This window comes from Lentibacillus saliphilus (genome assembly GCF_019093865.1).
Lineage (GTDB): Bacteria > Bacillota > Bacilli > Bacillales > Amphibacillaceae > Lentibacillus_B > Lentibacillus_B saliphilus.
The window spans coordinates 42,004-57,206 of record NZ_JABJXD010000010.1; the positions used below are offsets into that span (position 1 = coordinate 42,004).

At 38.7% G+C, this 15,203-nt stretch carries 15 protein-coding genes; 2 read left to right on the forward strand and 13 right to left on the reverse strand.

Annotated elements, in window-relative coordinates; genetic code table 11:
* Positions 1-75: 75 nt before the first annotated feature.
* The 5 genes from HPC67_RS13385 to HPC67_RS13405 all read right to left on the reverse strand — a co-directional run bounded on the left by HPC67_RS13385 (position 76) and on the right by HPC67_RS13405 (position 7,398).
* Positions 76-1,269 (reverse strand): hypothetical protein, encoded by a 1,194-nt coding sequence (locus HPC67_RS13385; RefSeq protein ID WP_217588699.1) that lies wholly within the window; start codon positions 1,267-1,269, stop codon positions 76-78.
* Positions 1,259-2,485, reverse strand: a complete 1,227-nt coding sequence (locus HPC67_RS13390; protein ID WP_217588700.1) for a DUF58 domain-containing protein — start codon at positions 2,483-2,485, stop codon at positions 1,259-1,261. Before HPC67_RS13390 ends, HPC67_RS13385 begins: the two co-directional genes overlap by 11 nt.
* Before the next feature lie 175 nt (positions 2,486-2,660).
* Positions 2,661-3,944, reverse strand: a complete 1,284-nt coding sequence (locus tag HPC67_RS13395; RefSeq protein ID WP_217588701.1) for a hemolysin family protein — start codon at positions 3,942-3,944, stop codon at positions 2,661-2,663.
* An 82-nt stretch (positions 3,945-4,026) separates the two neighbouring features.
* Positions 4,027-5,517: a BCCT family transporter gene (locus tag HPC67_RS13400; RefSeq protein WP_217588704.1), complete on the reverse strand. Its 1,491-nt coding sequence runs from the start codon at positions 5,515-5,517 to the stop codon at positions 4,027-4,029.
* Positions 5,518-6,159: 642 nt separating this feature from the next.
* Complete coding sequence (locus HPC67_RS13405) at positions 6,160-7,398, reverse strand: C40 family peptidase (protein WP_217588705.1); 1,239 nt, start codon at positions 7,396-7,398, stop codon at positions 6,160-6,162.
* Between the two features lie 224 nt (positions 7,399-7,622).
* Between HPC67_RS13405 and HPC67_RS13410 the strand changes: the two genes are divergently transcribed.
* Positions 7,623-8,639 (forward strand): FUSC family protein, encoded by a 1,017-nt coding sequence (locus HPC67_RS13410; protein WP_246570103.1) that lies wholly within the window; start codon positions 7,623-7,625, stop codon positions 8,637-8,639.
* Positions 8,640-8,705: 66 nt separating this feature from the next.
* On the opposite strand, the gene HPC67_RS13415 is transcribed toward HPC67_RS13410, so the two are convergent.
* The 3 genes from HPC67_RS13415 to HPC67_RS13425 all read right to left on the reverse strand — a co-directional run bounded on the left by HPC67_RS13415 (position 8,706) and on the right by HPC67_RS13425 (position 10,919).
* Positions 8,706-9,182, reverse strand: coding sequence for an RDD family protein (locus HPC67_RS13415; protein ID WP_246570105.1), 477 nt, complete (start codon positions 9,180-9,182; stop codon positions 8,706-8,708).
* 13 nt (positions 9,183-9,195) lie between these two features.
* Positions 9,196-10,194, reverse strand: a complete 999-nt coding sequence (gene sppA, locus HPC67_RS13420) for a signal peptide peptidase SppA (protein ID WP_343327848.1) — start codon at positions 10,192-10,194, stop codon at positions 9,196-9,198.
* A gap of 134 nt (positions 10,195-10,328) precedes the next feature.
* Positions 10,329-10,919 (reverse strand): DUF1836 domain-containing protein, encoded by a 591-nt coding sequence (locus tag HPC67_RS13425; protein ID WP_217588706.1) that lies wholly within the window; start codon positions 10,917-10,919, stop codon positions 10,329-10,331.
* A 132-nt stretch (positions 10,920-11,051) separates the two neighbouring features.
* On the opposite strand from HPC67_RS13425, the gene trhA reads away from it, so the two are divergent.
* Positions 11,052-11,702: a PAQR family membrane homeostasis protein TrhA gene (gene trhA / locus HPC67_RS13430; protein ID WP_217588707.1), complete on the forward strand. Its 651-nt coding sequence runs from the start codon at positions 11,052-11,054 to the stop codon at positions 11,700-11,702.
* Between the two features lie 74 nt (positions 11,703-11,776).
* On the opposite strand, the gene HPC67_RS13435 is transcribed toward trhA, so the two are convergent.
* The 5 genes from HPC67_RS13435 to HPC67_RS13455 all read right to left on the reverse strand — a co-directional run bounded on the left by HPC67_RS13435 (position 11,777) and on the right by HPC67_RS13455 (position 15,200).
* Positions 11,777-12,826: a M42 family metallopeptidase gene (locus HPC67_RS13435; protein ID WP_217588709.1), complete on the reverse strand. Its 1,050-nt coding sequence runs from the start codon at positions 12,824-12,826 to the stop codon at positions 11,777-11,779.
* Between the two features lie 151 nt (positions 12,827-12,977).
* The gene (locus tag HPC67_RS13440) at positions 12,978-13,373 is read right to left on the reverse strand and encodes a VOC family protein (RefSeq protein ID WP_217588712.1); all 396 of its coding nucleotides are present in this window, start codon (positions 13,371-13,373) and stop codon (positions 12,978-12,980) included.
* 25 nt (positions 13,374-13,398) lie between these two features.
* A complete protein-coding gene (locus HPC67_RS13445; protein ID WP_217588713.1) occupies positions 13,399-13,614 on the reverse strand; it encodes a DUF6366 family protein in 216 nt (71 codons plus the stop codon).
* Between the two features lie 622 nt (positions 13,615-14,236).
* Positions 14,237-14,677 (reverse strand): hypothetical protein, encoded by a 441-nt coding sequence (locus HPC67_RS13450; RefSeq protein WP_217588714.1) that lies wholly within the window; start codon positions 14,675-14,677, stop codon positions 14,237-14,239.
* Between the two features lie 166 nt (positions 14,678-14,843).
* Positions 14,844-15,200, reverse strand: coding sequence for an MAG6450 family protein (locus HPC67_RS13455; protein WP_217588715.1), 357 nt, complete (start codon positions 15,198-15,200; stop codon positions 14,844-14,846).
* Positions 15,201-15,203: the final 3 nt, after the last annotated feature.

Below are 15,203 nucleotides of genomic sequence, written 5' to 3' on the forward strand. Positions count from 1 at the left end.
ATTCAGATGCTTCATCATGAATCAATGTTCAGGTTTTTTAATGAGTTGTATGATGCTGTATCCAAAAGACAGGAACTATTTCTTTAATAAAGTCAAAAGATCATCTAACTTTTTATCAAACCGTGCAATAGCACTTTCAGAAACGTCTTCCTCACCATATCGCACATGCTGATACACAGCCAAGTCATCATGAAAGCCAATTCTAGTAAGCCATTCTTCAATGGTTTCAAAGCGATATCGTTTGTATTCTGTTCTAACTGCCTGCTTTTCTAAATTGTGCACCTTTTTTCGAACAGGATGTCGTCGCTTAAGATATTTGTTCCTTATTGAATCAGACCAGCTTGAACGATTTTTTCCTTTGTCATTAAAATCAATGTCTTCATATGTAACGCCGTCAGAAAAAGATTGCTGTTTTTGACTCCAATGTTGGCGAGAATACCGCACAATGAATAAGATTATAAGGGCAATACCAATTCCTATAAAGATGATGTGAATGATTGGCAAGGCTTCTTCAATCGATGAATCTTGTCTGGATTCAAATCGATCCTCACGATTCGGTATTAAACTCTTTTCCTCCGAGTCGACATTTTCTTGAATGTGCTCTTGGAGCTGATCAAGCGGTTTTTCAACTGGATTTAAAATGAATTTCCCTATCGCAATGACCGTTGATGTCAATAATCGCCATGCATTAACGACACCATATTGAACGACATCAAATAAAAATAAATACCCTACCCCACCTGCTAGTAATGTCCCTAAATAAAGCGATAATGTTCCTAGAACGCTCTTTTTCTGCCTGGCATCCATGTTATTCATATGACTGAGCATGAAGCCAGCTATTAAAATCAAAAGGGTTAAAACGGCATACAGAATGATTTCCCAGTCTTTTAACACTATGAAAATGATAATTGGCAATACGCACACGATACGAAGATATGTATCATTTCTTTTTAAAAGCGTGTCCTGTCGAATGATTAAGTAACGCCATGTCATTAATAAAGGAAGTGCAACGCTGGGCACGACTGTAAAACCTAACAAATAAAAAACAGGAATAAATGAGAGTCCCATTACAATAAACAGTGGCTGAATCATATTGTACTTCGTTAACATGGAAAAGCCGATACACATCACCATTGTCACACCTAAAAAGGACATATATGGCACGTCTCGAGTAAATAGCTGCAAAACTGGAGATAACAGCATAAATAAAAGAAGTGCTTCACATAAAAAAGAATACGCATAGGTGAATAATAGCTGATTATCTCGCATTTGTTATCACGTCACTTATCCAAGGTTTTAGACTTGCGTCTCCATGTTTCGAAAATACAACGTTAAGAACATTCGGATGTTCATACATCAAATCATTCATGACAGAGTGCCCTTCAGGGGGTACATCACCAATCACAACGATCGTCTTTGGACGTGATAAATTTTGTGCGACATGATGGAGTAACGATATAAATGGATAGACAATAGGTTCTTTAGGAACACGTGCGAGCATTTCCATTGCTCTAATTAAGTGTTGCTTGCCTTCACCTTCCCTCACATGTATAAACGGTGGGCGGCCAGGTTTTAAAGTATTAATCATCATCTCAAACGGGATATGATGTTCTACAGCAAACTGACACAAAAATGTTGCCGCAGACAAACGACCCTCAAGGTCATCGACTTGAATATGCTCTTGGGAACTGGGGTCTGATGACATAGACGCATTCACAATAAATACGTAAGCATCATCCATAACGGTTTCATAAATATTCGTTTGTAATTCCTGCGATTTAGCAGATGCCTTCCAATTAATACGTTGGAATGGATCTCGAGATGTATAATTACGCGTTCCAACTGTATGCATAAGGTCTTCATAGATAGAATTGCGAACCGGTTGATGTCCCGGTTCGAATTGTTTCAAAATATCAATACCAGAAACAGGTGTGCTTTGAGGAAATACGACAATTTCGGGCTTGAAAAAATGTTGATAACTGAGACGAACGTCAGAAAAACTAAATAAATGCGGAAATCGATAAGATATGTTATTAAAGCGGGCCGCTCCGCGCTGCTCTGCGGTAAACTTGAATGTGATAATCGTCTTTTTCTTTCCTATCAAAGATAGTGGTATTTCAATATCGTTTATTTGCCGGCCTTGGTACTTTAAATGTGAAGCAGGTTTAATCGTTTGATTGACTTGCATATGTAAATGACCGTTTATAAGGGGGAATTTCCCTATATTCGAGAATACAAACTGAAGCTCACCCTCATCTTTCGGAAATAAATACAGCGTTGTGTGCGGATTAGCTAACTCAATATTTTTTGGATAAGACCGATCAAATAATACATTTAGCACCAAATAAATGATTAAGACACCTGCCACTACGAACAGGCCTCTAATAGCCATAAAGAGCCCCAATAGACTCAAAAGAAGAATTGAAGCGCCAATAAATTCATACAGTTTATGTTCTGTTACACGGCGTTCCTTTTGCCACATCATCATTACAACATCCTTTTAGACTGATATAAACGACACTTTTATACTATCACAAAAATCGGAAAAATTATAACGGGCGGATCAACTCGGGATAAATTAAAACCTAAATCACATGAATGGTCATGAGATTTAGGTTATTATAAAGTCACGATATTCGATAGAATATTTTAGCCGCTTTTTAACGCTGTATGATTTTAACTTTTTTCACCTGGTAGCCATCAATTTCTTCTACGATAAATTGAACCCCGTCATGTTCAACAACTGTCCCATAGCCCGCGTCCATATGATGGGTAATAATCCAACCTCCAATCGTATCGACTTCTTCATCCTTTAGATGTGTTCCGAGTAATGCATTCACGTCCTCAAGTAACAATTTACCATCCACAATGTATGTACCGTCAGACAATTTCTCACTCATTGGTTTTTCATTTGTATCAAATTCATCACGAATGTCACCGACAATTTCCTCAAGAATGTCCTCTACAGTTACAAGTCCCGCTGTGCCTCCATATTCATCAATGACAATCGCCATATGAATTCGTTCTTTTTGCATGAGAAGGAGCACTTGTTTGATTGGGGTAGCTTCCGACACGTGCAAAATGGGTCTAATTAAATCATTAATGCTGTCTCGTTCTGTCGTCAAACGGTCTGTGAACACTTCCTTAATATTAATGAGACCAACGATATGATCTTTGTCTTCTTCAGCAACCGGATATCTTGTGAACTGTCCTTCTTTAATGACGTTCAAATTCTCTTCATAACTGTCTTCCTTATAGAAGCAGAGCATTTCAGTACGTGGAACCATAATTTCCTTCGCCGTTCGCTCATCAAAATCAAATATGTTTGTCACATATGTCATCTCGGTTTGATTGATTTCTCCACTTTCATAGCTTTCCGAAAGAATGAGGCGTAACTCTTCTTCAGAATGAGCCACTTCATTTTCGTTCACAGCCTTGAACCCGAACAAGTGAATGATTAAACGGGCCGAGCCATTTAACAACCAAATAAATGGGTACATAATCTTGTAAAATAATATGAGTGGGCGCGCACAGACGAGCGCAACCGCTTCAGCCTTTTGAATCGCTATTGTTTTCGGTGCCAGTTCACCAACTACAACGTGTAAAAATGTGATAAAGAAAAAGGCAATACCGAATGATATGATCGCCGATAATGCTGGTGTCAATTCAATGCTTCGAAATACAGGGTCTAGCAACACTTGAATCGTCGGCTCACCTAACCACCCGAGTCCAAGAGCTGTAACCGTAATCCCTAACTGACAAGCTGATAAGTACGCATCAAGGTTGTCGATCAGCTTTTTAACATGTATGGCAGCTTTATTGCCTTGAGCGATTAACTGATCGATCCGTGTTGCCCTTACTTTGACAATCGCAAATTCAGTTGCTACGAAAAAAGCTGTCAATATAATTAGTAGAGCGACTGTTAGAAGCTTAACAATGATCATGGCGTTGCTCTGTCACTGCTCGTACAGAGCACTCACCTCCTTTTTAACCCCAAGATGACACCCGTCTTCACAAAAATCATCGTTACGATTTCGATGAAAACATCGTCTTTATAATACGTAAAAATGCAACAACCATTGTTAACAATATGACGGTAAATGGCAAGGCAGATATGAGCGAAGCGGTTTGTAACGCATTTAAACCACCTGATCCAGCTAATAAAAGAACGACAGCAATGGCCGTAATGAGAACGCCCCATATCATTTTAACGCGTAGGGCTGGATTTAAACTGCCCTTCGATGTCATGCTACCAAGTATATATGTTGCTGAATCGGCAGATGTCACTAAAAATGTGAATATAAGCATGATCGAAAGAATAGATAGGACAATCGAAAATGGCATATCACCATATGTTTCAAACAATGCGACAGCGATATCATTGTTCACGGCTTCAGCAATATGGGTACCATTGTTCAAGTCACTGAATATCGTCGTTCCCCCAAACACAGCAATCCACATACACGCAATTACCGGAGGCACAACGAGGACACCAAAAACAAATTCTCGAATCGTTCTTCCTCTAGAAACACGGGCAACAAATGCGCCAACGAAAGGTGACCAGGCAATCGCCCAAGCCCAATAAAAGATTGTCCAGTCTTGGACCCAGCTCCCATCTTGATAAGGCGTTAAACGAAGTGAGTATTGAACAAAATTCGTTAAATAATCACCAAGGCCGAGTACGAATGTATTTAAAATAAAGACACCAGGACCTGCAATAAAGACAAATACCAAAAGGACCAAGCACAAGCCTAAATTTAAATTACTAAGCCATTTGATGCCTTTGTTCAGACCTGTACTTGAGGACAACAAATACATCACGAGCATCACAGCTGCAATGGCAATTTGAATCCAAATGGATGTTGGAAGACCAAATACGTTTTTTAATCCGCCATTCATTTGCAGGATTCCAAGTCCCAGAGAGGTCGCTACACCCATAACAGTTGCAATAACTGCAAGAGAATCAACTGTATTTCCGAGCAGCTTATTTTTGCCGACGACAGGTTCTATCGCTTTGGAGATCAATCCTTTCTTTTCTTGCTTGAATTGGAGAAACGCAATTACGAGCCCTACAATCGCAAAAACAGACCATTGACTGACACCCCAATGGAAAAATGAATACCCCATTGCAACGCGAGCTGCTTCTTCTGTTTGAGCTTCTAGCCCTGGAAAAGGCGTCGTGAAAAAGTGGCTCATCGGTTCAGCCACACCCCAAAATACAAGACCGGCACCAAATCCCGCTGAAAACAACATACCGATCCATGTAAAAAACGGATATTCAGGACGTGAATGAGCGGCACCTAATCTCACTTTTCCATATTTACTAATCGATAAACCAACCAAAAATAATACAAAGATAAAAACAGCTAACAAATAAAACCAGCCAAAATAAGTCGTCGTAAATTGAAACAGCTTTTCAGCCACTTCACGAAACTTGACTGGAAAAAATGCACCAATTATAACGAGTAAAGAAACAACACCGGCAGATATGTAGAAAACAGGGTTTCGATGTGACATAACAAAACCTTCCCTATTAAGTTTTTTCCACCGTAAATCAAACGGTGGATGAAAGAGCTCATAGGTATATATCCACAAATCTTGCTCGGTAAACCTTATTTTAAGAAATAGATACAAAATTATACATTGGAGTTGGGTTCGAGGGCATCGTTTAAGGGCTCTATTCTATAATAGTGTGTGGGATTGTACGTGTGGTTCTATTATGACGGGGGTAAAACGAATGGTGAAAGGAGTTCCAATTATGTGGACTTGGATAAATGATTTTTGATGTGGTTAGGAATGACAGCTGTGGTGGGCAAGCCTGCTGGACAAGATATGCGGCTGCTTTGACGGATATGCGGCAGATTTTTGATATATGCGGCTGCTTTGGTGGATATGCGGTAGAGTTCTGATTTATGCGGCTGCTTTGGTGGATATGCGGTAGAGTTCTGATTTATGCGGCTGTAATAGCGTTTATACGGATTTATTAGCCTTTATACGGCAATATTAGGTTTTATAAGGCTGAATTGATGTGTATGCGAATTTAGATAGATATAGGGTGTTTAGCAATGTAGCATTGAAACGTTTTTCACTCATTGAATGTATAAATGAATGTTTTCCAAATAAAAAACCCTCCATAATGGAGGGCTGTATTGTTGTATATTAATGTATTCTTCTTACATGACCTTTAAAATGATTATACCAATAGCCACTTGTCATACTTGCAATTTCTACTCCATTGCTTGATTGAGCACCAATGAATTTGCCATTGCCTAAATAAATCCCTACATGACTGTCCGCTCTTCCTGGAACTGTATTGCTAAAGAAGACAAGGTCACCTGGTTTTGCCTCTGAATAAGGAATAGCTTTTCCTGTATATCTCAGAGATCTCGTACTAGATGGAATTGATACCCCACCTTGCTTATAGGCCCAAGAAACAAATCCAGAGCAATCAAACCCGGTTGAAGGGCTCTTTCCGCCCCAACGATAAGGTAATCCTAAATATGGCATCCCCGCATTTAATATCGTACTCATATTTCCTGATCCTGATGGAATTCCTGATGGCTTTGACGAATTCGATGGCTTTGATGAACTAGAATGACCTAGACTCGTTAAGTTACCGCCATTACTTGGAGTTGCAGCAGCGATGCTCTGGCTAATATTTGATTCAAGTGAGGCCAAACGTGAATCCTCTACTTTAAGCTTAGCTGCCAATTTGCGTAAGTTGTTTTCCTTTTTATTTAAATCTTGCTTGCGTTCAGCATTCGCCTCTCGCTGTGCTACAATAATGCTGTCCATTTCATCTAAATCAAGCTTCATATCTTCAAGTTCTTGAAGTCTCGTCTCAACTTTATCTTGTTTAACAACGAGTGTTGCTTTATCAGCTTCTTGTTCTTCAACAATATCAGCATCGGATTCCGTAATCCGATTCACAATTGCTAAGCGGCTAATAAATTCACCGAAGCTCTTTGCTCCAAAAATAACTTCCATATAGCTTAAATTACCGCCACTTTCCTGAAATGACAATGCACGGTTGTGAAGGATATCCATACGCTTTTCGATGTTTGTTTCGAGAACACCGATTTCGTCTTCAAGAGCCGCCACTTCATCGTTGGCCTTTGTAATATCTTTTTCAGTTTGTTTCATCATGCTGCGATTTTCTTTTAAAGCTTCTTCCGTTCGTTGAATCGCTTCATTTAATTTTTCTATATCGAACAACACATCAGCTATATCCGCTTCTGCATCAGATAATTCACTTTTGATAGAATCACGTTCACTTTGAATGGTTGATTTCTGTTGTTTAAGTGATTGAAGACTGTCTGCATGAATTGTGTGACTTGAAAAGATACCACCAAAACCAAGTGTGGCTACAGCAGTAATTGTCAAAATTGACTTTTTCAATCTTCATTCCCCGCTTTCCCAACCAAAATGCAATAACTCTGCTTGTCCAACTCTATGTATTGACGTTGCATTTATGGTATATTTTTATATGTAAACTAGTAAAACTCTATAACTCAACGAGTAGTATAACACGGTGAGATGACATGAATATGATAATCATATTACAATTGTGTTTCAGAGTTATATTAAATTTTACAAAGTACATTGGAAAGGAGGTTTAATGAATGATTCGGAAATGGCCTTTTATAGGCAGTCGTGTTGTCAAGACAGGTGTTGCTGTCTTTTTAACTGCATGGATATGCAATCTTTTTGACTGGCCACCAGTATTCGCCGTCATCACGGCTATAGTAACATTAGAACCGACTGTATCAGATTCAATCAAAAAAGGGTTAATTCGTTTTCCTGCGTCAGCCATTGGTTCATTCTATGCTGTTCTCTTTATATCACTGTTTGGGAATTCACCGATCACATATACATTTGCCGCGGTTTTTACCATTGCAACCTGTTTCAAATTAAAATTACACGCCGGACTCCTCGTTGCAACATTAACAGCTGTTGCGATGATTGAAGTGATTCACAGCCATTATCTTATTGCATTTTTTATTAGACTAGGAACGACGACGATCGGATTAGTTGTGTCAACGGTTGTAAATATGTTTGTTCTTCCACCCGATTACACGAAAGAAATTGCTGAAAAAAGTGACAAAGCGCGCAAGCAAACAGGTGAAATTGTTGAAAAGGTATTTAAGGATATTCTCGATCACAAACACGAGGAAAATGCGGTAGACATTCAAATGCTACAGCGTCTTGATCAAAAGTTGATTAATATTGAGACATTAATTCGATTCCAAAGAGAAGAAAGTAAATTCCACCCATTAGTTGGAAGTGAAAAAGAACAATTTCAATATGCATGTACGCACTTACAACAATTGCGCCTCATTCATTATCATTTGGATAATTTAATTTATACACCACTCCAGAAGCCAACATGGTCAAATGAAGAAAATGATATTATTTTAGAGGCTGTCGCTGCTTTAGGTCAAAGTATGAAAAACCGCTCCAAATATAATCAGGATGAACATATTGATCGCTTTAATCAATTGATGGCTTTATTTTGGGAAGACAATGAAGAAATCACGAAAAAAAGCGACAAGCATCCAACACGCTTCCCACCTGAATTAATTATCCTATATGAATTGATTTCTATATACAAATTGGTTACGCGATACTACGCAAATTGAAAAAGCAGTACAGGATAGGATCGCGCATCGAAGCGCGAACTCCCATCCCCCCTGCTAACCATTGTTTTACCGAGATTTTTCGTATACAACTCTTGTATTGCCAACCATATCATGAACGCCTTCCTTTTGGGGTGTAAAGGCAACAACTATATAAACGATATGAAACAACACCTCATTTATAAAACGCCCAACTACCTCACGGAAAAATAGATCTCCCCATGTTAATTGCTCTCCATTGATATGAACGACACGTAATCCGAATATCATCTTTCCTAAAGTTTGACCAAACAAGCGTGTCATTAAAAGGAAGTACCCATAAAAGATAACGACTCCAAGAATGCCCCCGACTGTCCAAAAACCAATAGAAATCTGATTGAGTTCAAATAACAAATTAACTGGTCCAAGTAGCAGAGTACTGATTGCAAATATGACGAGTAAATCAGCTAAATAAGCCCAAAACCGCACCCAAAATCCAACATAACGCATTTCTTCGGCAACTGTTTGGTCTTCCGCCATAGCTATGTCAAATGTATCACCGTTCATCATCGCACCTCCCTTATTTTGAATACAGGTACATTGCTCTTGGTCCAGATGAATCACGAATCAATTCAAGAAGACCTGAGAGCTCAGCTTCCTTACCAAGCAATTTCCCAGCTGTCATACTAAATAACTGAGGAAATCCAACACCAGAACGATATTCAACAATAGAGGCACCCGCTAAATTGTGATCTTCCATGAGCATGTCAATCGTATCATCCAACGTTCCCAACTCATCAACAAGTCCGATATCCTTTGCTTGAGCGCCTGTATATACACGACCGTCACCTAATTTTCTAACCGTTTGCTCATCCATATCGCGCCCATCAACAATCACTTGGACAAAGTCGCCATATAATTCATCAACCATCGTCTGTAAAATGTCATGCTCTTCGTCTGTCATTTCTTTCGTTGGTGACATAATGTCTTTAAATTCACCGCTTTTAATTGTTTTAACATCAACACCAAGATCTTCAGCAAGCTTGGCAACATTAATACTCTGCATGATCACACCGATTGAGCCCGTTAAAGTGGCTGGATGTGCAATAATTTTATCGGCTGGCGCTGAAATATAATAGCCACCTGAAGCCGCCGAATTACCCATCGAAATATAAACAGGCTTTTCATATGTATCTTGAATCTCAACAACCTTATCATGAATTTCTGCGCTTTCGACAACACCGCCACCTGGAGTGTTAACCCTAATAATAACAGCATCAACGTGTTGATCCTCGCCTGCAGATTCTAACATCTTAAGAAATTGTTTATGATTGTAACCGGCCCCACTTAATACCGAACCGCTACCTGTATCTTGAATAACACCGTTCAGCTCAACAATTGCGATTTTATCCGTTGATGAGCCTGTTTCGATCATTACCTCTTCAAATGGCTGCTCTGTCATATCCAGCAAGGCTTCCCAGTCCGTCATAACAACACTTGATAAAAATTGAAAACCAATTGAAACGACGAATAAACCTGCTGCAATCCCCAGTGCTAACCACCTTTTCCCTGACATCATGTTTGTCATCTCCTCACATTATATTTTTTGCCGACTATCGGCTCTCCCCAAAACGGTATACGTCAATAACACCCATTTTGATTCAAAAATTGTTTAAATAGAATAGAACGTATTTCAGAAATGTAATTCAGACCTTATTGATCCCTTTCTTGATGACGTTCTGCCATGTCATCTACAAGCTTTTCAGCTGCCCGGCGATAAAAATTACTCATATTAACGAGCGCACATGCGAGCAATAATTGCTCTAAGTAGTCGCGATTGTCATCGTCCTCATATTGACCAACTTCATTCTCAACTTCTTCAGCACATGCAAGGACATTGTCTTTAAAACGCTCGGCATTCGTTTCTGTTAATTTAAGATAGCTCTCATATAAATCCTCTAAATGAAAATCATCGTCTGTAATTTGGTCATTCAATTCACCGAGGAGCTGCTTAATATCCTTGATTGACAACGCACCCTTTAATTGATAAATCATGCTAATTAGCATGAGATGATCTCTCGTATAACGCTTGTTTTTTATGGGGATAAATAAATCCCCTTTCGCGTAATTATTGATCATCGTTTTCGTTAAGACTTTTTCATTTTCATGACGTTTTGATCCTGAAAATTTCCTTTCAAACAATTGAATAACCTGGTCCATATATAAGTCCAAATCCGGTATATCCTCTATCGTTAACCTATTTTCTACTTGTAAATCATTAATCAATGTTTCCCATCTTTTCATGATGAGCCTCCAATGTCATATTTTCTCATATTATACTGAAAAAAAACATCGGAGTAAACCTTGACTACATGAAGATATACTAGTATGATTATATGTAGTTTCAATAACTACATGTTAAAAGGAGTTGATTACATGGGTGCATGTATACGTGAACCAATCAACGGTTTGACCCATTTATTCGGTGCTGTTTTATCAATTTTTGGTCTTTTGGCGCTCATTCTGAAAGCGAGCGCAACAACAGACTCTATTCTGGCCATTTCGGCAGTCATTATTTTCGGCGTGAGCATGATTTTGTTATATTCTGCGTCTGCCACATATCACATGGTCATTGCCCGTGATCGGGTTATTGCTTTTCTTAGAAGAATGGATCATTCCATGATATTCGTTCTGATTGCTGGGACGTATACACCGTTTTGTCTCATTAGTTTAAATGGGACGAAAACAGGCTGGATTCTCTTTGCAGTGATCAACGGTCTAGCCATCTTAGGCGTCATCTTCAAGCTTGTCTGGTTTCACGCACCTAGATGGTTATCAACTTCTTTATATATTGTTATGGGGTGGATTGTCGTCTTTTTTAGTCCGTCTCTTGCACCAGTTATCGGGACAGCTGGTCTTGTTTATTTGGTACTCGGTGGCGTTTCCTATACGATCGGTGGCTTTATTTACTGGTTGAAGCCGAAGTTCTTGGAGTTTAAACATATGGGGTTCCATGAGATATTTCATATTTTCATCTTATTTGGCAGCCTATTTCATTTTATTTGTATCTATTGGTATGTGTTGTAAGGCAAAATAAAATTCAAAAAGCGTTTGGCTCTGATTTATGCCAAACGCTTTTTTAGTCTATCTAACTCTCAATGTTACACCATTTCTGACTGGATATAGTGATATAAGAGATGCTCGGTATTTGTGAGTGAAGCTTCATGTGTACGTTCAAATGCATGCGATGAATCAATCCCTGGGCCTACTAAGCCGTGAACGATATCATGCCCAGCTCTTATCGCTGCTGAGGCATCCGAGCCGTAGTATGGATAAATATCAAGCTGATAACCGATATTGTTTTTACGGGCTAGCTCAACTAAGTGATTGCGTAAGCCTAAGTGATACGGACCACTGGCATCCTTCACACAGATTGATACAGTATACTCATCCGTTGCTTGACCATCGCCCATTGCACCCATATCAACAGCAAGATATTCTACTGTTTCAGGTGTAATGTTTGAATTACCACCATAGCCGATTTCTTCGTTGTTAGAGATTAGGAAGTGTGTCGTATATGGCAATGTGATGTTTTCCTCCTGCACCCGTTTGATGAGCTGGAGAAGAATGGCAACACTGGCCTTATCGTCAAGATGGCGTGATTTAATAAAGCCGCTGTCAGTCGTTTCAACACGTGGATCAAATGACACAAAATCCCCTACTTCAATGCCCAACGCTCTGACATCGTCTGCATTTTCTACCCTTGCGTCAACACGGATTTCCATATTATCTTCATTACGTTCTGCTGTACCGGCATCTTTATAAACGTGAACAGATGTCTGATGCATCAATATCGTACCTGTAATGTCATGCCCGCCAGCGGTATGTATACGGCAATATTCACCTTCTATTGAGTTAAACTTAAACCCACCAATTAAAGCGATTTTAAGCCGTCCATTACCTTTAACCTCTTTAACCATGGCACCGAGGGTATCAACATGTGCTGTTAGCATCCGGTGCCGTGTCGTATCCTGCCCAGGTAATGTCGCAATTAAACCACCTTTACGGTTCCGATACGTGTCAACATCTCGTTTTGTTAAATAGTCTTCGACAAATTGAATAACGTTGTCAGTATAACCAGACGGGCTCGGTATCGAAACGAGCTCTTGAATAAGCTGAATCGTTTCTTCTGTATTTGGATATGTCGTCATATAAAGGGCCTCCCTAATTCTTATATCTATAGTTTAATCGTTCGGCGGTGGATTTGGCAATGGACATTCCACGCTTTATGCAACAATCATACAACGTGATGTACGTTGACCCTATATCGCAAAATGGCTTGGCCTTTCAACTATCATCCTATCAAGGTGCAACAAGCTCCACCTTGATTCTGTCTGGATCTTCAAAATAAACAGCGTAATAGTCATCTCCGCCAGCAAAAGGATGTTGCTCTGTATAAAGTAAGTTAACGCCTTTATGATTTAGTTTTTCAGTCATGTCGTCCACGTGCTCCCGTGACTCGGCATAAAATGCTAAATGATTTAACCCTACTCGACATCTATGATAGGGGATGTCTAGAAATCGCTCTTCTACTTGAACAAAAACGATGTATGTATCCCCCATTTTCCAACTTTGTCCACCTTCCCATTTCTGAAAAGAACTGTATCCTAATTCCTCTAAAAACCAACCCCAAAAATCAAGCGACCTTTTTAGATTAGAAACATAAAGCTCAATATGATGTATAACGCCCTTTGCCAATAGCAAGCCCCCCTTATTTTACCTTTTAACAGAAAAAGACAGCGTATATAATAAACGCTAAAATGAGGACAAGAATAAGGATCCCAGTCCCTTTCCAGCCTAATGCCCCGACTAAGTCAACTAGATTACCACTATTTGCTCTATTGATTGAATCATTTAAATGACCACCAGAATTGCGTTTCCGCTCCTCTTGGCTCATTCTTTCTCTTCTTTCTTGAGGAGATTCTTTATCATGACTCAATGAGATCACCACCTTTAGCTTAAAGGTATACAAATAATCATATAGTTGAAATTAGGTTAATGATAGCATATAAAAAGCCGTCTCCTAAAATAGAAGACGACTACAGCTGTTTATATAAGTTTGTTACTACGGTCTTATCATTCCACAAAAAAACCACCAACATATGTATTGGTGGAGACGGCGGGATACTCTGAATTAAATCACCCTTAGTTTTAAAAATACAACAAAAGGCTTGATACAACAGGCTTTTTAGCAACTTATGAAAAAGTCACTAAAACAATAATTTTAGCGTTATAGTATCATTTTTGTATCACGACAGTCCCTAAAAATAACCCTTCTTGTTTTCTTGGAGGGTTATTTTTTCAAGTAGTTACAAAAGAGGATTTTATATATTCCTGGAGAATTAATCATCAAAGGGGGAGTTGTGATGGAAACGTTGCATGACTACGTCAAATGGATCGCTAACAGTATGGGAGTAAGATTGACTGAAGAACACATAAATGATATTACTCTTAGGCTTGTGGAGAGCAAAAAGTACAGGGAATCTGTATCAGAACTATCAAGGATGATACTGGATACACAGTAATTAAAAAAGGGCCGCATTGGCCCTTTTTATCCTTTATCATTGCTTTCTTTTTTTCTCGGCTATCATTGTTTCAATGATATCATTGCCGTAACCTCTACCCTTTAATTCATTTCTTAACTCCTTAAGGTCCTCATACAACTCGACATTAATTTCTTTTTGTTCAGGTTCATCTACTGCACCTAAGCTTTCTTTATCATCATCTCTAGTTTTTAAATATGTATGAATGCCTTTTAATATATCTGTCTGCTCTTCAGCAACATGTTTTTTCTCATCAAGCAAATTAACGATTTCAGCAAAACCAAACATAATAATACCACTGATAAATCCCGCTGCAATCCATGTTAATAATACCGCGTAATTCTCTTCACTCGAATACATACCGTCCATTGGTATTTTGTATAAATTTAGACCAACAATAAATCCACCAACTATACTTAGTGCCCCAACAGTATTCAATGCAATTGCCACTTTGTTCATAAGAATCTCCCCCCTCTACATTACCATTCGACACATATCCCTATTTTCCTCCTAACAAAAGAGCAGTTTATGTTTTCTTGGCGAATTATATATTAGTAATAGTTTTAGGCGGGGGTTCATCAGATAATTCATAGTAGTAATCATTAAAAAAGACCCAAATTGGGCCTTAATGAACTCTGTGGTTGGGGTCAATTCTACAAATTACAAAATACCCCTCTTTTAAATACCCATGGATTCTAAACTTACCTGAAACTTCATAATGGTATATATTATATCCGTCTATTGAATCACTTTTATCAGGGGATCTTCCGAATCGTTGATTAACCTCTAGTACCGTTAAATTTTTTCCAACTGTCTTATCTATAAAGCTGTTAAAAGCTTTTACTTCTCGTTTTTGTAAATCTTTAAAACAAAACCCATTCTCCAACGATCTCTCCAAAGACATTTTGAATTTCGCTTTGCTTTTATTAGTTAATACTTGTCCTTTTTTAGGTATCCCTATATTTTTGGTTGTTAATTGCAATTA

What these genes read in the sequence shown, in the direction of transcription:
- HPC67_RS13400 (WP_217588704.1), bottom strand. Translation starts at nt 5,517, where the DNA reads ATGTCACATCGAAACCCTGTTTTCTACATATCTGCCGGTGTTGTTTCT.
- HPC67_RS13390 (WP_217588700.1), bottom strand. Translation starts at nt 2,485, where the DNA reads ATGATGTGGCAAAAGGAACGCCGTGTAACAGAACATAAACTGTATGAA.
- trhA (WP_217588707.1), top strand. Translation starts at nt 11,052, where the DNA reads ATGGGTGCATGTATACGTGAACCAATCAACGGTTTGACCCATTTATTC.
- HPC67_RS13415 (WP_246570105.1), bottom strand. Translation starts at nt 9,182, where the DNA reads ATGAACGGTGATACATTTGACATAGCTATGGCGGAAGACCAAACAGTT.
- HPC67_RS13385 (WP_217588699.1), bottom strand. Translation starts at nt 1,269, where the DNA reads ATGCGAGATAATCAGCTATTATTCACCTATGCGTATTCTTTTTTATGT.
- HPC67_RS13410 (WP_246570103.1), top strand. Translation starts at nt 7,623, where the DNA reads ATGATTCGGAAATGGCCTTTTATAGGCAGTCGTGTTGTCAAGACAGGT.
- HPC67_RS13450 (WP_217588714.1), bottom strand. Translation starts at nt 14,677, where the DNA reads ATGAACAAAGTGGCAATTGCATTGAATACTGTTGGGGCACTAAGTATA.
- HPC67_RS13425 (WP_217588706.1), bottom strand. Translation starts at nt 10,919, where the DNA reads ATGAAAAGATGGGAAACATTGATTAATGATTTACAAGTAGAAAATAGG.
- HPC67_RS13435 (WP_217588709.1), bottom strand. Translation starts at nt 12,826, where the DNA reads ATGACGACATATCCAAATACAGAAGAAACGATTCAGCTTATTCAAGAG.
- sppA (WP_343327848.1), bottom strand. Translation starts at nt 10,194, where the DNA reads ATGATGTCAGGGAAAAGGTGGTTAGCACTGGGGATTGCAGCAGGTTTA.
- HPC67_RS13395 (WP_217588701.1), bottom strand. Translation starts at nt 3,944, where the DNA reads ATGATCATTGTTAAGCTTCTAACAGTCGCTCTACTAATTATATTGACA.